The organism is Tardiphaga robiniae (assembly GCF_001618955.1).
In the GTDB taxonomy this organism is placed as follows: domain Bacteria; phylum Pseudomonadota; class Alphaproteobacteria; order Rhizobiales; family Xanthobacteraceae; genus Tardiphaga; species Tardiphaga robiniae_A.
In genome coordinates, this window is sequence record NZ_LVYV01000045.1 from 123,633 (window position 1) to 140,464 (window position 16,832).

Genomic DNA, 16,832 nt, shown 5'->3' on the forward strand with positions numbered 1-16,832 from the left:
CCCGCATATGCGTGTGAGCGGATATATTCGAGGAACGGCCGGCATGCTGCCGGCCAGATCAGGACATCGCCGCCATGACCATGCCGCCCAACCTCGCCGAGCTGCAATCGAAGATGAGCGACGCCGTGCGCGCGCACTGGAAGGCATTTCTGATCGAAGGCATCGTGCTCGTCATCCTCGGCTTTGCCGCGATGATCGTGCCGCAGGTGGCCAGCATCGCCGTCACCGTCATGCTGGGCTGGATGTTCTTCATCTCGGGCGTCGCCGCGCTACTGATGACCTTCTGGGCGCGTCAGACGCCGGGCTTCATCTGGTCGCTGATTTCAGCAATCCTTGGCATCGGCGCAGGCATCATTCTGCTCACGCGCCCGGCCGAAAGCACGCTGACACTGACATTCGTGGTTGGCGTCTATTTCCTCGCCGAGGGCGTCGCGACCATCATGTACGCGCTCCAGCATCGCAAGGAACTGTCCGAGCGCTGGAGCTGGATGGCCTTCTCCGGCCTGATGGATATCGTGATCGCCTTCATCATCATCTCGGGCCTGCCCGGCACTGCAGCATGGGCCATCGGCCTGATGGTCGGCATCAATCTCGTGATCGGCGGCGCGTCGCTGATCGGCCTCGCGATGGCCGCGCGCAACAAGGCCTGATCCGGCCGATAATCTGCAGGGGCTCAGCAGCCCTTGCAGATATTCTTGATCATGCGATCAAGTTCGCGATCCTGCGCGTCGATGCGGGACGGATCGTTCTTGCCGGTCTCCGGCGGCAGATCACCCGGGCGCGGCTGGCGATGGCCGACGGGAGCCTCGGGCAGAGCGCCGCCGCTGTTAGTCTGTGTGGTCGGCTGCGAGCGCAGGCCCTTGGGTGGCAGGTTGCGGGACGAATCCTGCGCCAGAGCCAGCGAATGGCCGAGAACGAACAGGCCTGCCGTCATCACGAACAATGTTTTCATTTTTTGTCTCCGACACCAGGTGGCGCGTGTAAGCCGATCGCTACGGCTTCGGTGGATAGATATGAACGTCGCCGCAGTAATCCACCACACGATAGACCGATTCCGCAGAAGCTTCACCGTCAGGCTTGAGGCTGATTGAAGAATTCTCGGACAAATATTCGGGACCGATCGGCGCCTTGCCATAACCGCCGGGAATGTCGAGCACATAATCCGGCTGGCACAATCCGGAAACATTGCCTCGAATGGCGCGCATCAAGGCCTGTCCCTCCGCGATGCTGGTACGCAAATGTGCGGTGCCGGGCGCAAGGTCGCCGTGATGCAGATAATACGGCTTGATGCGGCACTCGACGAAACCGCGCATCAGCGCCGTCAGCGTCGCCGCATCGTCATTGACGCCGCGCAGCAGCACGGACTGGCTGACCATGGGAATGCCGGCATCCACCATCAGCGCGCACGACGCACGTGCAGCATCCGTCAGCTCGCGCGGATGATTGGCATGCAGGGCCACCCATGTGCTCGCGCCCGTGACTTTCAATGCAGCCACCATCTCCGCGCTGACGCGGCCGGGATCAGCCACTGGGACCCGCGTGTGCAATCGAATGATCTTCACATGCGCAACGGCAGCGAGATCCGTCATGATCTCGCTCAATCGTCGCGGCGACAGCATCAGCGGATCGCCGCCGGTGAGGATCACCTCCCAGATCTCGTCATGGCTGCGGATGTAATCCAGCGCCGCTGCATAAGCCTCGCGCGACAGCGTGGTCTCCTTGCCGGGGCCTACCATCTCGCGGCGGAAGCAGAACCGGCAATACACCGCACAGACATGCACCAGCTTCAACAGCACGCGGTCGGGATAGCGATGCACGATGCCGTCGATTGGCGCGTGGGCGTGATCACCGATCGGATCGGCGTTCTCTTCGGGCTGCGCGTTCAGTTCATCCACACTTGGAATGTATTGACGCGCGATCGGATCGTCGGGATCGCTGCTGTCGATCAGTGCAGCAACGGCTGGCGTCACCGCGACGGCATAGCGTGCGGCGACTTTCTCCAGATCGGCCAGTGTCGACGCCGGCGCGAGGCCGTTTTCAATGAGCTCAGCGGGTTGCCGCAGGGTCGTCGCAACTTTCACGTGACGGTTCATGACGCACCTGCTGGCGGCGTCCACACCACCTGATCGATCCGCGTCGCGCCGGACGCCAGCAACACCAGCCGGTCGAAGCCGAGGGCCACGCCGGACGCTGCCGGCATCGCCGCAACGGCTTCCAGAAACTCCTCGTCGAGCGGATAGCGCTCGCCATAGCGACTCTCTTTCTCGTCCATCGCTTCTGTGAAGCGTCGGCGCTGCTCGTCGACGTCGGTCAACTCGCCAAAGCCGTTGGCAAGTTCGACGCCGCAGGCATAGATCTCGAAGCGTTCAGCCACCCGCGGATCGCCTTCTTTGGTGCGCGCCAATGCAGCTTCCGGCGATGGGTATTCGAACAGCACAGTCATCCGCCCCTGCCCGAGACGCGGCTCGACATGTTCGACCAGGATCTTGCTGAAAATATCCGACCAGGTGTCGTCGTCGCTGATCCGCACCTTACCGGTCGCGGCAGCCGCCAGCGCAGCGCGATTGCCCTCGGCACCATCGATGCTCGCAAGCAGATCGATGCCAGCAAAGCGCGTGAACGCCGCTGCCACAGTCAACATCTCCGGCGCGGCAAACGGATCGGCAACCTGACCGCGAAACGTGAATTGTCTGACGCCCGTCGCCTGCGCCGCGCATGCAATGATCGCCACGCAATCGGCGATCACAGCCTCATAGCGCTCCTCGGCACGATACCATTCCAGCATCGTGAATTCAGGCAGGTGCTTGTCGCCGCGCTCCCGGTCGCGGAACACCCGCGCGAATTCGAAGATTTTCGTCTCCCCCGCCGCCAGCAGCTTCTTGCAGGCGAATTCCGGCGATGTCCGCAGATACCGCGAGAGCCGCTCGCCGTCGCGGTCGATCAATGTCGTCTTTGGCGCGTGCAGATGGATCTCATTGCCCGGTGAGACCTGCAGGACGCCAGTCTCGACCTCCAGGAACCTCTGAGCCTCGAACCACGTCCGAATACTCTTCGTGATCGCGGCCCGCGCCAGCAGGAAGCCCCGGCGGTCCTGGTGTCGCGCCGGGCTCCACCAGGGCGACGGACGGTCGGTTCCAGTCATCGGCAAACGGCCCTTTTGGGTTGCAAAACGCTGGCATCGCCGCGTGAAATCAGTATGTTGCCCCCCGAAACCGCTTCGCTGGCCACGGGACACACACGTCCGGATCGGTCCCGGGCCTGAAATCTAGGAAATATATCTGTGAAAGTCATCGCCAGTTCTATTCGCAAGGGCAACGTCATCGAGCAGGAAGGCAAGCTCTACGTGGTTCTGTCCGCGGAGAACATCCACCCCGGCAAGGGAACCCCGGTCAGCCAGATCGAAATGCGCCGAATCAGCGACGGTGTGAAGATCTCGGAGCGCTACAAGACCACTGACCAGGTGGAAAAGGCGACGATCGAGGACCAAAACTTCAATTACCTCTACAAGGATGCCGACGGCTTCCACTTCATGAACAACGACAATTACGATCAGGTTCAGGTGCAGAAGGACGTCATCGGCGATGCCGAGCCCTATCTGCAGGAGAACATGACCGTGAAGCTGTCGCTACATGGTCTGGTTCCGGTGGCGATCCAGATGCCGCAGCGTGCAACGCTCGAAGTGGTCGACACCGAACCGGTGACCAAGGGCCAGACCGCATCGTCGTCCTACAAGCCTGCCATGCTGTCCAACGGCGTCCGCACCAACGTGCCGCCGCATGTCGGCACCGGCACCCGCATTGTGGTGCTGATCGAGGACGGCTCGTATATCGAGCGCGCCAAGGACTAAAGGATCCCGGCTATCGCAAGATTGCCGCTAGTTTTTCGCAAGACCGCCGGAAGCCCGAAAATGGCTTTCGGCGGTCTTTTCATGTGAGGCTTCAGTATCTTGGCCGCCTTGTCGTAGCGCGACGCATTGCCCCTGCCGCGGCGCAAGTCATGCGGCTACAATGGGGCATGACCACGCGCGATTCCCTGATCGACCGACGCCGCCTGCTCCGCTCCGGCCTGGGTGCCGGCGCGCTGTTGGCGCTGCCCGGGACGGCCTTTGCGGCGCCCGCGGGCTTCGACGCGTGGCGCGACGGCTTTCGTGCAAAGGCAACTGCCAAAGGCGTCTCCGACGCGACCTATTCGCGCGTGATGGGCCGTATCGAGCCGGACATGTCCGTGTTCACCAAGATGCAGAAGCAGCCGGAATTTCACGAGCAGCTCTGGCAATACATCAACCGCCGCGCCTCTGACTGGCGCATCGCCGCCGGCAAGGACGCGCTGCGCAAGAACGAAGCCGTGTTCGACCGTATCGAGCGCGACTTCGGCGTCGAGCGCGGCACGCTGCTGGCGCTATGGGGCGTTGAGTCCGCCTATGGCGATCCGATCGTGCAGCAGAACCACATGCGTCCGGTGTTTCCATCGCTCGCGGCGCTCGCCTGGAACGAGCCGCGCCGCCGCGCCTATTGGGAAACCGAACTGATCAATGCGCTGAAGATCGTCGACAAGGGCTGGGGCACGCCCGACGAGATGCGCGGCTCATGGGCCGGCGCGATGGGGCATACGCAATGGATGCCTGAGGTGTGGCTCAATGTCGGCATCGACTATGACCGCGACGGCCGCGTCTCGCCGTTCGGCAAGCCCGACGATGCACTCGGCTCCAGCGCACGCTTCCTCGTCAATCGCGGCAAATATCCACGCGGCGAACATTGGGGCTACGAGGTCCGCGCCAACGGCGCCGGCTCATCGGATAGCAATCGCAGTTTTGCAGCTTGGTCCGCAGCCGGCGTGACCCGCGCCGACGGCCAGCCGTTCCCGCAGCCGAATGCCAATGCCAAGCTCTGGGTGCCTGTGCAGGGCGGTCCGGCCTTCCTGCTCGGCCAGGGCTTCTACGCCGTGCGCAGCTATAACCCGTCGATGAATTATGCGCTCGCGATCTGCCATCTCGGCGATCGCATTCTCGGCGCGCCGCCTTTCATCCAGCCATTCCCCGGCTCGGAACGGGCGCTCACACTCGCCGAAGTGCAGGAAGTACAAACTCGCCTCACCCGCGCCGGCTTCGACACCGGCGGCACGGATGGACGCGTCGGCAACGACACGATGAAAGCGGTGAAGGACTATCAAACGAAGATGGGTCTGCTTCCGGCGGATGGCTATGGCGGGCTGAAGGTGCTCGCGCGGTTGCGGCAAGGCGGCTGAGCCGTTCCGTCAAATGCCCGCCATCCGCTGCGGATCGACGTAACGATCATAGTCTTCACCCGAGAGCAGTCCCAGTGCGATCGCGGCTTCGCGCGGTGTGATGCCTTCATCCAAAGCTCTGGCTGTGATGAGCGCGACCTTGTCATAGCCGATCACCGGATTGAGGGCTGTCGCGAGCAGCGGTGCATTGGCGACATTCGCAGCGAGCTGTCGCCGATCGACGTCGAGATCGCGGATCAATCGGGACGTAAAGACATCGATGCCGTCGGCGAGGATGCGGATCGACTGCAAGACGTTGTAGATGATCACCGGCTTGGCAACGTTGAGCTCGAAATTGCCGGACGCGCTCGCCGCGGTGACGACAGCATTGTTGCCGGTCACCTGAAAGCAGACCTGCGCGAGCATTTCGGCAATCGTCGGGTTGCGCTTGCCGGGCATGATCGACGACGTCAGCCCGTCATGCGGGATGACGAGCTCGCCGAGTCCGCAGCGCGGACCCGAGCCGAGGAAGCGCACGTCGTTCGCGATTTTTAGAAGCGTGACGGCAAGGCCGTTCAGCGCGCCGGACACTTCGACAAGCGAGTCATGTGCGCCGATGCCTTCGAACTTGCTCGGGTTCGGGACGAACGCAACGCCGGTCAGTGCGTTCAGGTGCCCGCAAAAGGCGCTGTCGAATCCCGCGGGTGCGTTGAGCCCTGAGCCGACGGCTGTGCCGCCCTGCGGCAGCATCAGCAGGCGCGGGAACACGGCTTCGATGCGGTCGAGCGCATGGCCGATCTGACGGGCGAACGCATCGAACGCCTGCCCCATTGTCATCGGCACGGCATCCATCAGATGCGTGCGTCCGATCTTCACGACGTCGGAGAACGCGTCCGCCTTGGCGCGGAGATCGTCGCGCAGCGTCTGCAAGGCCGGGAGCAAACGCCTGCGCAACTCCAGCGCCGTTGCCACATGCATTACGGTCGGAAAGCTGTCGTTCGATGACTGCGAACAATTGACGTGATCGTTGGGATGAACGGGTGATTTGGTCCCGAGCGGCTGACCCAGCAATTCATTGGCGCGGTTCGCGATCACCTCATTGGCGTTCATGTTGGTCTGGGTGCCGGAGCCGGTCTGCCAGATCGGCAACGGGAAATGATCGTCGAAACGGCCCTGATGAAGTTCGAGTGCCGCTGTTTCGATCGGCGCCGCGATCTCCGGCGCGATCGTCCCGAGTTGCAGATTGGCGCGAACGGCCGCGATCTTCTGCAGGGCGAATGCACGGATCAGCGCAACCGGGAAACGCTCATCGCTGACCTGAAAGACCTCAAGCGCGCGTTGGGTCTGTGCACCCCAATAGCGATCCTGCGGCACCGCGATAGTGCCGAAGGCGTCGTGATCGGTGCGAACGTTACTCACGAATCTCGCTCACTGCGCGCCGACAACGCCCGCCGCCTTAATGATCGGCGTCCACTTGTCGATCTCGGATTTCAGATGCGCGGCCAGCGCATCGGGCGTCGCCCGTTCCGGCGCCACCGGCTGCACGCCGAGGCCGGCAAGCCGGCTCTTCACGGTCTCGTCCTTCAGCGCCACGTTCAGCGCGGCAACGAGTTTGTCGATGATCGGCTTGGGCGTGCCCTTGGGCGCGAACAGGCCGTACCAGACGGTGTAGGTAAACCCCGGCAAGCCGGCTTCGGCTGTCGTGGGCAGTTTTGGCAGCGCCGGCGCCTTCTCGGTGCTGGTGACGGCGTAGCCCTTGATCGTGCCACCGTCGACATTGCCGACCACGTTGACGATCTGGTCGCACATGACGTCGACCTGCCCGCTCATCATGTCGTTCATCGCCGGACCAGCGCCGCGATAGGCGATCTGGGTCGGCTGCGTACCGGTCGCTGCATTGAGCAGCAGGCCGCACAGATGCGAGGCCGATCCGATGCCGGCATGCGCATAGTTCACTTTCTCCTTGTTCGTCTTCATCCAGGCGATCAGCTCGGCGAGATTGGCTGCCGGGAGATCCTTGCGTGCCACGAACACTGATGGCAGATCGACAGCGAGACCGATCGGCTCGTAGTCCTTGATCGGATCGTATTTGAGCTTGGGATACAGCGCCGGATTGGTCGCGTGGCTGATATGGATCAGCAGCAGATTGTAGCCATCCGGCGGCGAGGCAGCGACCTTGGCGCTGCCGATCGAGCCGCCGGCACCCGTCGTGTTCTCGACGATGACCTGCTGCTTCAGCGGGCCGCTCATGCCCTGGGCCAGCAGCCGCGCGATGGTATCGCCGGGGCCGCCTGCCGAATAGGGCATGTTCATGGTGATGGTGCGTGTCGGAAAGTCCTGGGCCGAGGCCGGAACGGCAAGGAGCGCACCGGCGAGCACGAATGCGGTCGTCAAAATGTTCTTCATCATCGAAATCCTCCCCTGTTGTGTCTGTTGTCTCAGCGTCCGCTCATGCTCAGCACGCGATCCACCATCGGACCGCACAGGCCGAGATAGTTGGCCGGGTCGCAGTGACGACGGATGGCTTCCTTGCCGCCAAGCGCTTCGGTGATTTCCGGGACCTCGGCGAGGATATCCGCGAGCTGTCCGCCGCCTTCGATCGCCTTGCGGCAGGCGTCGTAGACAACGTCATGCGCATGCTGGCGTCCGAGTTGCGGCGCGGCGGCCATCATCACCGCTTCGGCGACGATAAGGCCGTGGGTGAGATCGAGATTTTCCAGCATCCGCTTCTCGTGCACAACAAGACCGGCGAGCATGAATTTGGCATTGGCCAGCGACGACGCCGTGAGCAGGAAACTCTCAGGCAACGACACCCATTCGAGATGCCACGGGCCGGTGGCGCGTTCGAAGTCGTGGATCATGCCGTCCAGCATGGCGGCCACGTGCTGGCGTACAGACTTGGCGGCGGCCAGCATCAATTCACTCGAGATCGGATTGCGCTTCTGCGGCATCGTCGAGGATGCACCGCGGCCAGGCACGAAAGGTTCGGAGACCTCGCCGAATTCGGTGGCCGACAGCATCATGACATCGGTGGCGATCTTGCCGAGGGTGCCGGTGATCAGGCCGAGCAGCGTGACCGCTTCGGCGATACCGTCGCGGGCGACATGCCAGGTGATCGAGGGCTGATGCAGGCCGAGCTCCTCACAGAACAGCCTCTGCATCTCCAGCCCGCCCTCGCCCACAGATGCGAGCGTGCCCGCGGCACCGGAGAACTCGCCGAACAGGATGCGCGGCAGTGCCTGATCGACGCGTTCGATGTGGCGATCGATGGAAGACAGCCAGACGGCGGCCTTGTAGCCGAAGGTGACCGGCAGCGCCTGCTGCAGATGGGTGCGCCCCGCCATCGGCGTGTCGCGATATTTGCGCGCCATCGCGACCAAGATGTCGCGGACCTCGCGCAGATCGCGTGCAACGATCTGCAGGGCCGCGCGGATCTGCAGGACGTTGGCGGTGTCCATGATGTCCTGGGTGGTCGCGCCCCAGTGGACGTAGCGGCCCGCCTCTCCGGCGGCCTCAGACAGTTGATGGACGAGCGGCAGGATCGGGTAGCCGACGATTTCGGTTTCGTGGCGGAGCTTGTCGAAATCGATCTTGATGGACTTGGCGGCAGCCTCGATGGTTTCTGCAGCGTTCTTCGGCACGACACCGAGACGGGCCTGGGCGCGGGCCAGCGCGACTTCGGCCTCGATGTAGCGGCCGACCAGGGCTTCGTCGGTGAAGACCGCCCGCATTTCCGCGGTGCCAAACATGTCGCGAAACAGCACTGAGTCGAAAACCGTGCTCCCCATAACGCTTCCTCTTATTATGTTCGTACATATTAAATTGTCCGAACATAAACTGTGTGTCAACCTCCTTCCTTGACGAATTGATGGGCAATCAGGCTTGCATGCGCGTAATCGGAAACATTCGAGGGACGGTGGTGGAGAAGCGATACGCGTTTGTGGCCCGTGCGCTGACCGAGGCCATCGCAGACGGACGGCATCCGGTCGGGTCCGTGCTGCCGACAGAGTTCGAGCTGGCGGACCAGTTCGCCGTGAGCCGATCCACCGTCCGCGCGGCGATGCAGGAGCTTCAGGCATCCGGCCTGGTGAGCCGCAAACGCAATGCCGGGACGCGTGTCGAGGCGGCCTCGCCGGCCAAGGGCCGCGATGGCTTTACGCAGGCACTCAATACGATCGAGGCGGTGCAGCAGTTCGGCACCGAGACCGAGCGCCACGTGCAGCGTGTCGCCGACATCGTCGCGGACAGCGAGTTGGCCAGCCAGCTCGGATGCCGGCCCGGCCGGCGCTGGTTGTGCATCTCAAGTCTGCGCACGATTCCGGGCGACGTCACACAGACACCGATCTGCTGGACCGATGTCTATATCGACGGCGCCTTCGCCGACGAGGTGCGCGCGAAGATGGGTGGGCATCACGAGATCTTCGGCACCCTCGTCGAGAAAATCTCGGGACGACGCTTTGTCGAGATCCGTCAGGACATCTCTGCGGTTGGCGTGTCGGACGCGATGGCGGAGCCACTGAAGGCAATGACTGGCGCACATGCGCTGTCCATTCGGCGGCAGTATCTGTTCGCCTCAAACGAGCTGGCTGAAGTCTCGCTCAGCATTCATCCGGCGGACCGCTATCGATACTCGACCAGACTGCTCCGCCGGCAGGACACAAATGGATGAGTGCGCCGGTCAAGCCGGGTGGCGACAGACTGAGATTGATATCATCTGATCATCTTCGGCCCGGGATCCGGCGCCGCCACATCGATCACGCGCATCTGCACGCGCTCGGCACCTTGCCAGCGATCGACGGTCAGCGAGCCTGCTACATGGACGGGCTGACCGCGCAACTCCTGCAACGCGTTGCCGAGCTTCTGTCCGACCGAGCGAAACGCGATGCCGTTGACCATGGCGCCATCGGACGCCTTGAAGCGTAGCCGCAGATGCGCCTGCCCGACTTCATCGACATAAGCGAGCTGATGCGCCGGCAGCGCAATCACCGGCTCGGGATTGGCCTGCCCGAACGGGCCGGCGCGATTGAGCGTGTTCACGAGATCCGTCGTCACGCCGCGCGCAGTGACAGCGCCATCGATGAATAGTTCTTTCTCGTTGCGTGACTTGCCGACATCCGCGGCCAGCGCGCTTTCGATATAGGCGCGGAATTCACCAAGACGCTCCTTGCGCAGCGTGACACCGGCGGCCATCGCATGACCGCCGCCCTTCATCAGAAGACCATCGGCGACGGCCTGCCGCACGGCCTTGCCGAGATCGACGCCGGAGATTGAACGGCCAGACCCCGTGCCGATGCCGCCGGGCTCCAGCGCAATAGCAAAAGCCGGCCGCGCGAATTTCTCCTTGAGCCGGGATGCGACGAGCCCGACCACGCCCGGATGCCAGCCTTCGCTGGCCGTCACGATCACGGAGCCTTTGTCTTCGAGCCCGAGTGACGCCAGCGCCTCGGCCTCGGCCTGCGCTTCCGCGGCCTGTTCGATCACGCGGCGTTCGATGTTCAGCCGATCGAGTTCGGCAGCGATCTTCGCAGCCTCGGAAATATCGCCTTCGAGCAGGAGCCGCACGCCAAGGTCTGCGCGCCCGATACGGCCGCCGGCATTGATGCGCGGTCCCAGCATGAAGCCGAGATGCCATGCTTCCGGCGGACCGTTCAAACGCGCCACATCCATCAGCGCGGTGTGCCCGATGTGATCGCGGCGGCGCAATGCGATGAGACCCTTGGCGACGAAGGCGCGGTTCAGGCCGATCAGCGGCGCGACATCGGCCACAGTGCCCAATGCCACGTGATGCAGCATGCCAAGCAGATCCGGCTCCGGCATCTCTGCGGTCCAGAAGCCGCGCTTGCGCAATTCGCGATTGACAGCGACCAGCGTGATCAGCACGAGGCCGACGGCCGCGAGATGACCGAGGCCGGAAATATCGTCGAGCCGGTTCGGATTCACGACCGCATCGACGTCAGGCAACTCCTCGCCGGTCTGATGGTGATCGATGACGACCACGGACATGCCGAGCTTCTTCGCTTCAGCCAGCGGTTCGAAACTCGTCGTGCCGCAATCCACGGTGACGAGCAGCGTGGCGCCCTTGCCGGCCAGCGTCTTGATGGCATCCACATTGGGGCCGTAGCCCTCGAAGATGCGATCGGGAATATGGATCTGCGGATCGAGCCCGCAATGGCGCAAATGCCAGGCCAGCAGCGCGGACGACGTCGCGCCATCGACGTCGTAGTCGCCGAAGATCGCCACTTTCTCGCGGCGCTGCGCGGCGTCTGCAATGCGATTGGCCGCCGCTTCCATCTGCGTGATGGTGAACGGATCAGGCATCAGCTTGCGGATAGTGGGATCGAGAAAGTCTTCGACCGCGTCAAGCTCGATATTGCGGCCGGCGATGACCCGCGCCAGCATTTCCGGCAATTGAAAACGCTGCACCATGGCCAGCGCCCGCGCCGCGCCGCGCTGATCGACCCGGTCGCGCCAGATCCGCCCGGTGGCGGATTCGGTGACGCCGAGAAAGGCCTGCTGGGATTCGACGGGAATGATGGTCGGTGGCGTCATGGGATCAGCAATAGGCCGCGCAGCCGCTTTCGGCAAATCTCAGGCCGTCAGCAGCCCATCCGCCTGGCCAGATCGTTGAAGTCGGCGGCGACCACGTCCCACGCACCCTCCGCCTTGAAATCGCGGTTCTGGTGCGGCCCGTATTCGGTGATGCGCGGCACGAAGGCGGTCTTCAGGCCGAACTTCTGCGCGGCGTCAAGATCGCTGTTATGGGCGGCGACCATCATGACTTCAGCAGGCTTCAGATTGAGCAGTGCGGCCGCGCCGAGATAGGCCTGCGGATCTGGCTTGTAGTGTTCGAACAGTTCCGCGCTCATGATCAGGTCCCATGGCAGGCCGGCGAACTTCGCCATGTTGGTTAGCAGCGCGACATTGCCGTTCGACAACGGGCCGATGACGTATTTGGTCTTCAGCCTGGTCAGGCCACTTACCGAGTCGGCCCACGGATGCAGCCGGTGCCAGCCTAGTGTCAGGTGATGCAGATCGTCGTCGGACAGCCCATTGATGCCGAACTTCGCGACCAGCACATCGAGGGATTGCCGATGCAGCGTATCGAGCTTGACGAAACCGCGCTCGGGATGATGACGCACCACGTCCATCGACGGCATGTAGGCCTGCCGCCAGGCGTCGACGAGCGCAGTCCAGTCCGCGGTAATGCCGCGCGCTTTGCCGAACGCGGTACAGTCAGCAATCAGGCTGGAACGCCAGTCAACCACGGTGCCGAACACGTCGAACACCAGAGCCTTGACGTTATCGGTCTCGCTCATGGTCTCATCCCCGTTTTGTTTTCTTGGTTTTTAGTTCGATTAATCCGAGCGCATGTTGGCGCGCTCGGATTGCCTTTATTTAGAGTATCTTCCGATACTGCATAAATCCGGAATTGTCGGCGACCTGATCATACAGAATGCGCGCCTGCGCATTCTCGTTCTGGGTCAGCCAATGCACGCGGCTGCAGCCATCGGCCTTGGCCTTTGCATAAACCGCTTCGATCAAAGCGCGACCGACGCCATGTCCCCGCGCGTTGTTGTCGACGAACAGGTCCTGCAGGTAGCAGTAGTTGCCAGGCGTCCAGGATGAGCGGTGATACAGGAACTGCACGATGCCGGTGAGCTTGCCGTCCACATAGGCGCCGAGCAGAAACATCTGCTCGTTGGCGTCATGGAAACGCTTCCACGCCGTGTCCGTCGCGACCTGTGGCAGCGTCGCCTTGTAGAACGTCAAATAGCCCTGCCAGAGCGGCTCCCAGGCAGCCCGCTCGTCGGGGCCGACCGGGCGGATGTCAACATTCGCCTTCGCCATGTGACCGAACTCAATCCAGGTGGAATTTTTCGAGCTGGCGATGCTCACCCTTGATGATGCGCACGGTGCCGGTCACCGAACGCATCACGATGGTCTCGGTCTCGATGACGTCGCCGCGGAACTTGACGCCCGACAGCAAGGCGCCGTCGGTGACACCGGTGGCGGCAAACAGGCAGTCGCCCTTCGCCATGTCCTCGATGCCATAGATCATCTTCGGATCGGTGACACCCATCTTCAGCGCGCGCTCGCGCTTCTCGTCGGTATCGAGGATCAATCGGGTCTGCATCTGGCCGCCGATGCAGCGCAGTGCTGCGGCCGCCAGCACGCCTTCCGGTGCGCCGCCAATGCCAAGATAGATGTCGATGCCAGATTTGGCGGGATCGGTGGTGTGGATGACGCCGGCAACGTCGCCGTCCGGAATGAGACGCAGCGCCGCCCCGGTCGAGCGGATCGCTGCGATCAGTGCTTCGTGCCGCGGCCGCTCAAGCACGAGGGCGGTAATCGCCGACACCGGCACGCCCTTGGCCTTGGCAAGGCGCTTGATGTTCTCTTCCGGCGATGCGTCGATGTCGATCACGTTCTTGGCGTAGCCCGGGCCAATCGCGATCTTGTCCATATAGACGTCGGGGGCGTGCAGCAGCGTGCCGCCGTCGGCCATCGCCATGGTGGCGATCGAGCCCGGCATGTCCTTGGCGCATAGTGTCGTGCCTTCGAGCGGATCGACGGCAATATCGACCTTCGGGCCGGCATTGATGCCGACCTTCTCGCCGATATAGAGCATCGGCGCTTCGTCGCGCTCGCCCTCGCCGATCACGATGGTGCCGTCGATCGGCATCTTGTTGAGCTCGCGGCGCATCGCATCTACCGCTGCCTGATCCGCCGCCTTCTCCTGCCCATGACCACGCAGCCGCGCAGCCGACACTGCCGCGCGCTCGGTCACGCGAACGATCTCCAGCGTCAGAATGCGCTCGAGCAGTTGCTGCGGCGGGACGGTAATATGGGTCGACATTGGCGGGCTCCTTCTACGGTGGGACGAATGTCCCCGTACAACTCTCAACGCGTGGATTTAGTTCTTCTCGATCCGGATAACTTGCGGCTTGCCTGATATCACCTTGTCGCTCTGCACCGCCTGCAGGGCGCGACGCATCGCGTCCTCGGTGGTGGCGTAGGTGATCAGGATAACAGGCACCGGTGACGATTTCGTGCTCTTGCCGACCGGCTCGATGCCGCCATTGGGATGGCGCTGCACGATCGACTCCAGCGAAATTTTCTGCTCGGCCAGACGCGTTGCGATACGCGCCGCCGTACCGGCGAGATCGCGTGCCATCAGGCGGATGTAATAGCCACCTTCGTGGCGCTCCATCGGAGCCTTGGTGGTGGTCTTGAGCTTCTCAACCGGCCGCCCGAAAGGCAGCGCGCGAACGTTGCGCGCGACATCGGCGATATCAGCCAGAACGGCAGACGCCGTCGCGGCGCCACCAGCGCCGGGACCGACCAGCGTGATCGGCGCAATGCCGGCACCGTCGACGGTGACAGCGTTGGTGACGCCCATGACCTGCGCAATGGAGGATGACAGCGGCACCATGGTTGGATGCACACGTTGTTCGATGCCAGTTGCGGTGCGCATGGCAACGCCCAGCAGCTTCACACGATAGCCAAGCTCTGCAGCAGCGCGCAGATCTTCAGCGGCGATGGACGAAATGCCCTCGACCGAAACAGCGCTCTGCGCGACCTTGGTCCCGAATGCGAGGCTGGCGAGAATGGCCAGCTTCTGCGCGGTGTCGTGGCCATCGACGTCGAAGGACGGCTCGGCCTCGGCGTAGCCAAGCCGCTGCGCGTCTTTAAGGCATTCCTCGAAGGACAGGCCCTCCAGCTCCATCCGGGTCAGGATGTAGTTGCAGGTGCCGTTGAGAATACCGTAGACGCGATTGATATCGGTGCCGGCAAGGCCCTCGCGGATGGTCTTGATGATCGGAATGGCGCCGGCGACGGCAGCCTCGTAGTTCAGCGCGCCGCCGTTCTTCTCGGCCGATGCCGCAAGCTTCAAACCATGCTTGGCGATCAGTGCCTTGTTCGCGGTCACGACCGACTTGCCAGCGCCCAGCGCCGCCTCGATCGACGACAGCGCGGGATCACCGACACCGCCCATCAATTCGACGAAACACTCGACTTCCGGATGCTGGGCAACCGCGAGCGGATCCTTCATCCAGTCGATGCCGCGCAGATCGACTCCGCGCTTCTTGGTCTTGGAGCGCGCGGTGACAGCAACCACCTTGACGCCACGACCGCAGCGCGCGGCCAAAATCGAGTTTTGCTGTTCGATGAGACGGACGACTTCGGCACCAACGGTGCCGAGTCCCGCGATACCCACTTTGAGGGGTGCGACCATTAAGCTTCAGACCTGTCGGAATTCTTGTTGAGCGATGACCGGTCCGAAAACCGGTTGCCGGTTTTCGGGGATCACGCCTATCGCCGGTTGGCGAGAGGAACCACGTTGTGCAACGTTTCGAGACCGCTTTCAAGGAAGCGGCGAATGCCGCGGGCAGCCTGGCGAATGCGCTGTTCGTTCTCGACCATCGCGATGCGGACGTAACCTTCGCCATGCTCGCCGAAAGCAACGCCGGGAGATACCACCACACCAGACTTTTCAACGAGAAGCGTTGCAAACTGCATGCTGCCGACCTCACGGAATTTCTCCGGCAGCGGCGCCCAGGCGAACATCGACGCCGACGGCGGCGGAATGTCCCAGCCGGCGCGGCCGAAAGACTCCACCATCGCATCACGACGCTTGCGATAGGTGTCGCGCATTTCGCGGATGCAGTCATCCGGACCGTTCAGCGCGGCAGTGGCCGCGACCTGCACGGGCGTGAAAGCGCCGTAGTCGAGATAGGATTTCACCCGCGTCAGCGCGGCAATGATGCGCTCGTTGCCGACCGCAAAGCCCATGCGCCAGCCGGCCATCGAGAAGGTCTTCGACATCGAGGTGAATTCGACGGTGAGGTCCATCGCGCCCGGCACCTGCAGCACCGATGGCGGCGGGTTCTTGTCGTCGAAATAGACCTCGGCATAAGCGAGATCGGAAAGGATGTAGATCTCGTGCTTCTTCGCGAAGGCGACGAGGTCCTTGTAGAAATCGAGCGTCGCCACCTGCGCCGTCGGATTCGACGGATAGCAGACGATCAGCGCGATCGGCTTCGGGATCGAATGGATGATGGCACGCTCGACGGCCGCGAAGAAATCAGGCGTCGGCTCGGACGGCACCGAGCGGATCACGCCGCCAGCCATCAGGAAGCCGAAGGCATGGATGGGGTAGCTCGGATTCGGGCACAGCACGACATCGCCGGGCGCGGTGATCGCCTGGGCGACGTTGGCGAAGCCTTCCTTGGAGCCCAGCGTCGCCACCACCTGGGTGTCGGGATTGAGCTTCACGCCAAAGCGGCGCTCGTAATAGCCGGCCTGGGCCTTGCGCAGGCCAGTGATGCCCTTCGAAGCCGAATAGCGGTCAGTGCGCGGCTTGCCCAGGGTCTCCTTGAGCTTCTCGATCACATGCGGCGGGGTCGCCAGATCCGGATTGCCCATGCCCAGGTCGATGATATCGGCGCCAGCGTTCCGCGCGGCGGCCTTGGCCCGGTTGACCTGTTCGAACACATAGGGCGGCAATCGGCGGATGCGGTAGAATTCTTCCATGGGATCGGGCTCCAGAACCGCTTCAGCATGCGGTTGAATCGTTTCTTTTTATCACGGAAGCCCGGTGACACCAG

General features: G+C 63.0%; 16 protein-coding genes. 4 read left to right on the forward strand and 12 right to left on the reverse strand.

The features are described from left to right. Positions 1–74: 74 nt before the first annotated feature. Positions 75–650 (forward strand): HdeD family acid-resistance protein, encoded by a 576-nt coding sequence (locus tag A4A58_RS23105; RefSeq protein ID WP_068736541.1) that lies wholly within the window; start codon positions 75–77, stop codon positions 648–650. Positions 651–673: 23 nt separating this feature from the next. Here A4A58_RS23105 and A4A58_RS23110 read toward each other — a convergent pair whose 3' ends face one another. The 3 genes from A4A58_RS23110 to epmA are packed head-to-tail and all read right to left on the reverse strand — an operon-like array spanning position 674 to position 3,142. After that, the gene (locus tag A4A58_RS23110; protein ID WP_081422013.1) at positions 674–952 is read right to left on the reverse strand and encodes a hypothetical protein; all 279 of its coding nucleotides are present in this window, start codon (positions 950–952) and stop codon (positions 674–676) included. Between the two features lie 40 nt (positions 953–992). Beyond that, positions 993–2,093, reverse strand: a complete 1,101-nt coding sequence (locus A4A58_RS23115; RefSeq protein WP_068736544.1) for a lysine-2,3-aminomutase-like protein — start codon at positions 2,091–2,093, stop codon at positions 993–995. Then, positions 2,090–3,142 (reverse strand): EF-P lysine aminoacylase EpmA, encoded by a 1,053-nt coding sequence (gene epmA, locus A4A58_RS23120; RefSeq protein ID WP_068736545.1) that lies wholly within the window; start codon positions 3,140–3,142, stop codon positions 2,090–2,092. Before epmA ends, A4A58_RS23115 begins: the two co-directional genes overlap by 4 nt. A 138-nt stretch (positions 3,143–3,280) precedes the next feature. On the opposite strand from epmA, the gene efp reads away from it, so the two are divergent. Beyond that, positions 3,281–3,847: an elongation factor P gene (gene efp, locus A4A58_RS23125; RefSeq protein ID WP_068736546.1), complete on the forward strand. Its 567-nt coding sequence runs from the start codon at positions 3,281–3,283 to the stop codon at positions 3,845–3,847. 167 nt (positions 3,848–4,014) lie between these two features. After that, positions 4,015–5,244, forward strand: a complete 1,230-nt coding sequence (locus A4A58_RS23130) for a lytic murein transglycosylase (protein ID WP_068736551.1) — start codon at positions 4,015–4,017, stop codon at positions 5,242–5,244. Positions 5,245–5,253: 9 nt separating this feature from the next. On the opposite strand, the gene A4A58_RS23135 is transcribed toward A4A58_RS23130, so the two are convergent. From A4A58_RS23135 to A4A58_RS23145, 3 genes are read right to left on the reverse strand one after another with little or no spacing between them, the layout of a single operon-like run. Further along, positions 5,254–6,642 carry a class II fumarate hydratase gene (locus A4A58_RS23135; RefSeq protein ID WP_068736553.1) on the reverse strand — a complete coding sequence of 463 codons (1,389 nt, stop codon included), beginning with the start codon at positions 6,640–6,642 and terminating at the stop codon, positions 5,254–5,256. Positions 6,643–6,651: 9 nt separating this feature from the next. Further along, entirely contained in the window at positions 6,652–7,632 is a 981-nt protein-coding gene (locus tag A4A58_RS23140; RefSeq protein WP_068736555.1) for a tripartite tricarboxylate transporter substrate-binding protein, read from the reverse strand. A 29-nt stretch (positions 7,633–7,661) separates the two neighbouring features. After that, positions 7,662–9,011 carry a class-II fumarase/aspartase family protein gene (locus tag A4A58_RS23145; protein WP_068736557.1) on the reverse strand — a complete coding sequence of 450 codons (1,350 nt, stop codon included), beginning with the start codon at positions 9,009–9,011 and terminating at the stop codon, positions 7,662–7,664. Between the two features lie 131 nt (positions 9,012–9,142). Between A4A58_RS23145 and A4A58_RS23150 the strand changes: the two genes are divergently transcribed. Next, entirely contained in the window at positions 9,143–9,892 is a 750-nt protein-coding gene (locus A4A58_RS23150; protein ID WP_068736559.1) for a GntR family transcriptional regulator, read from the forward strand. 41 nt (positions 9,893–9,933) lie between these two features. On the opposite strand, the gene recJ is transcribed toward A4A58_RS23150, so the two are convergent. The 6 genes from recJ to A4A58_RS23180 all read right to left on the reverse strand — a co-directional run bounded on the left by recJ (position 9,934) and on the right by A4A58_RS23180 (position 16,758). Next, the gene (gene recJ, locus A4A58_RS23155; protein ID WP_068736562.1) at positions 9,934–11,772 is read right to left on the reverse strand and encodes a single-stranded-DNA-specific exonuclease RecJ; all 1,839 of its coding nucleotides are present in this window, start codon (positions 11,770–11,772) and stop codon (positions 9,934–9,936) included. Between the two features lie 47 nt (positions 11,773–11,819). Further along, positions 11,820–12,539: a haloacid dehalogenase type II gene (locus tag A4A58_RS23160; protein WP_068736564.1), complete on the reverse strand. Its 720-nt coding sequence runs from the start codon at positions 12,537–12,539 to the stop codon at positions 11,820–11,822. 79 nt (positions 12,540–12,618) lie between these two features. Then, the gene (locus tag A4A58_RS23165; RefSeq protein ID WP_068736565.1) at positions 12,619–13,071 is read right to left on the reverse strand and encodes a GNAT family N-acetyltransferase; all 453 of its coding nucleotides are present in this window, start codon (positions 13,069–13,071) and stop codon (positions 12,619–12,621) included. A gap of 10 nt (positions 13,072–13,081) precedes the next feature. Continuing rightward, on the reverse strand, positions 13,082–14,080 hold the full coding sequence (gene glpX / locus A4A58_RS23170) for a class II fructose-bisphosphatase (RefSeq protein WP_068736567.1): 999 nt from the start codon (positions 14,078–14,080) through the stop codon (positions 13,082–13,084). Positions 14,081–14,137: 57 nt separating this feature from the next. Next, positions 14,138–15,460 (reverse strand): homoserine dehydrogenase, encoded by a 1,323-nt coding sequence (locus A4A58_RS23175; protein ID WP_068736568.1) that lies wholly within the window; start codon positions 15,458–15,460, stop codon positions 14,138–14,140. A 77-nt stretch (positions 15,461–15,537) separates the two neighbouring features. After that, positions 15,538–16,758 (reverse strand): LL-diaminopimelate aminotransferase, encoded by a 1,221-nt coding sequence (locus tag A4A58_RS23180; RefSeq protein ID WP_068736569.1) that lies wholly within the window; start codon positions 16,756–16,758, stop codon positions 15,538–15,540. Positions 16,759–16,832 lie beyond the last annotated feature (74 nt).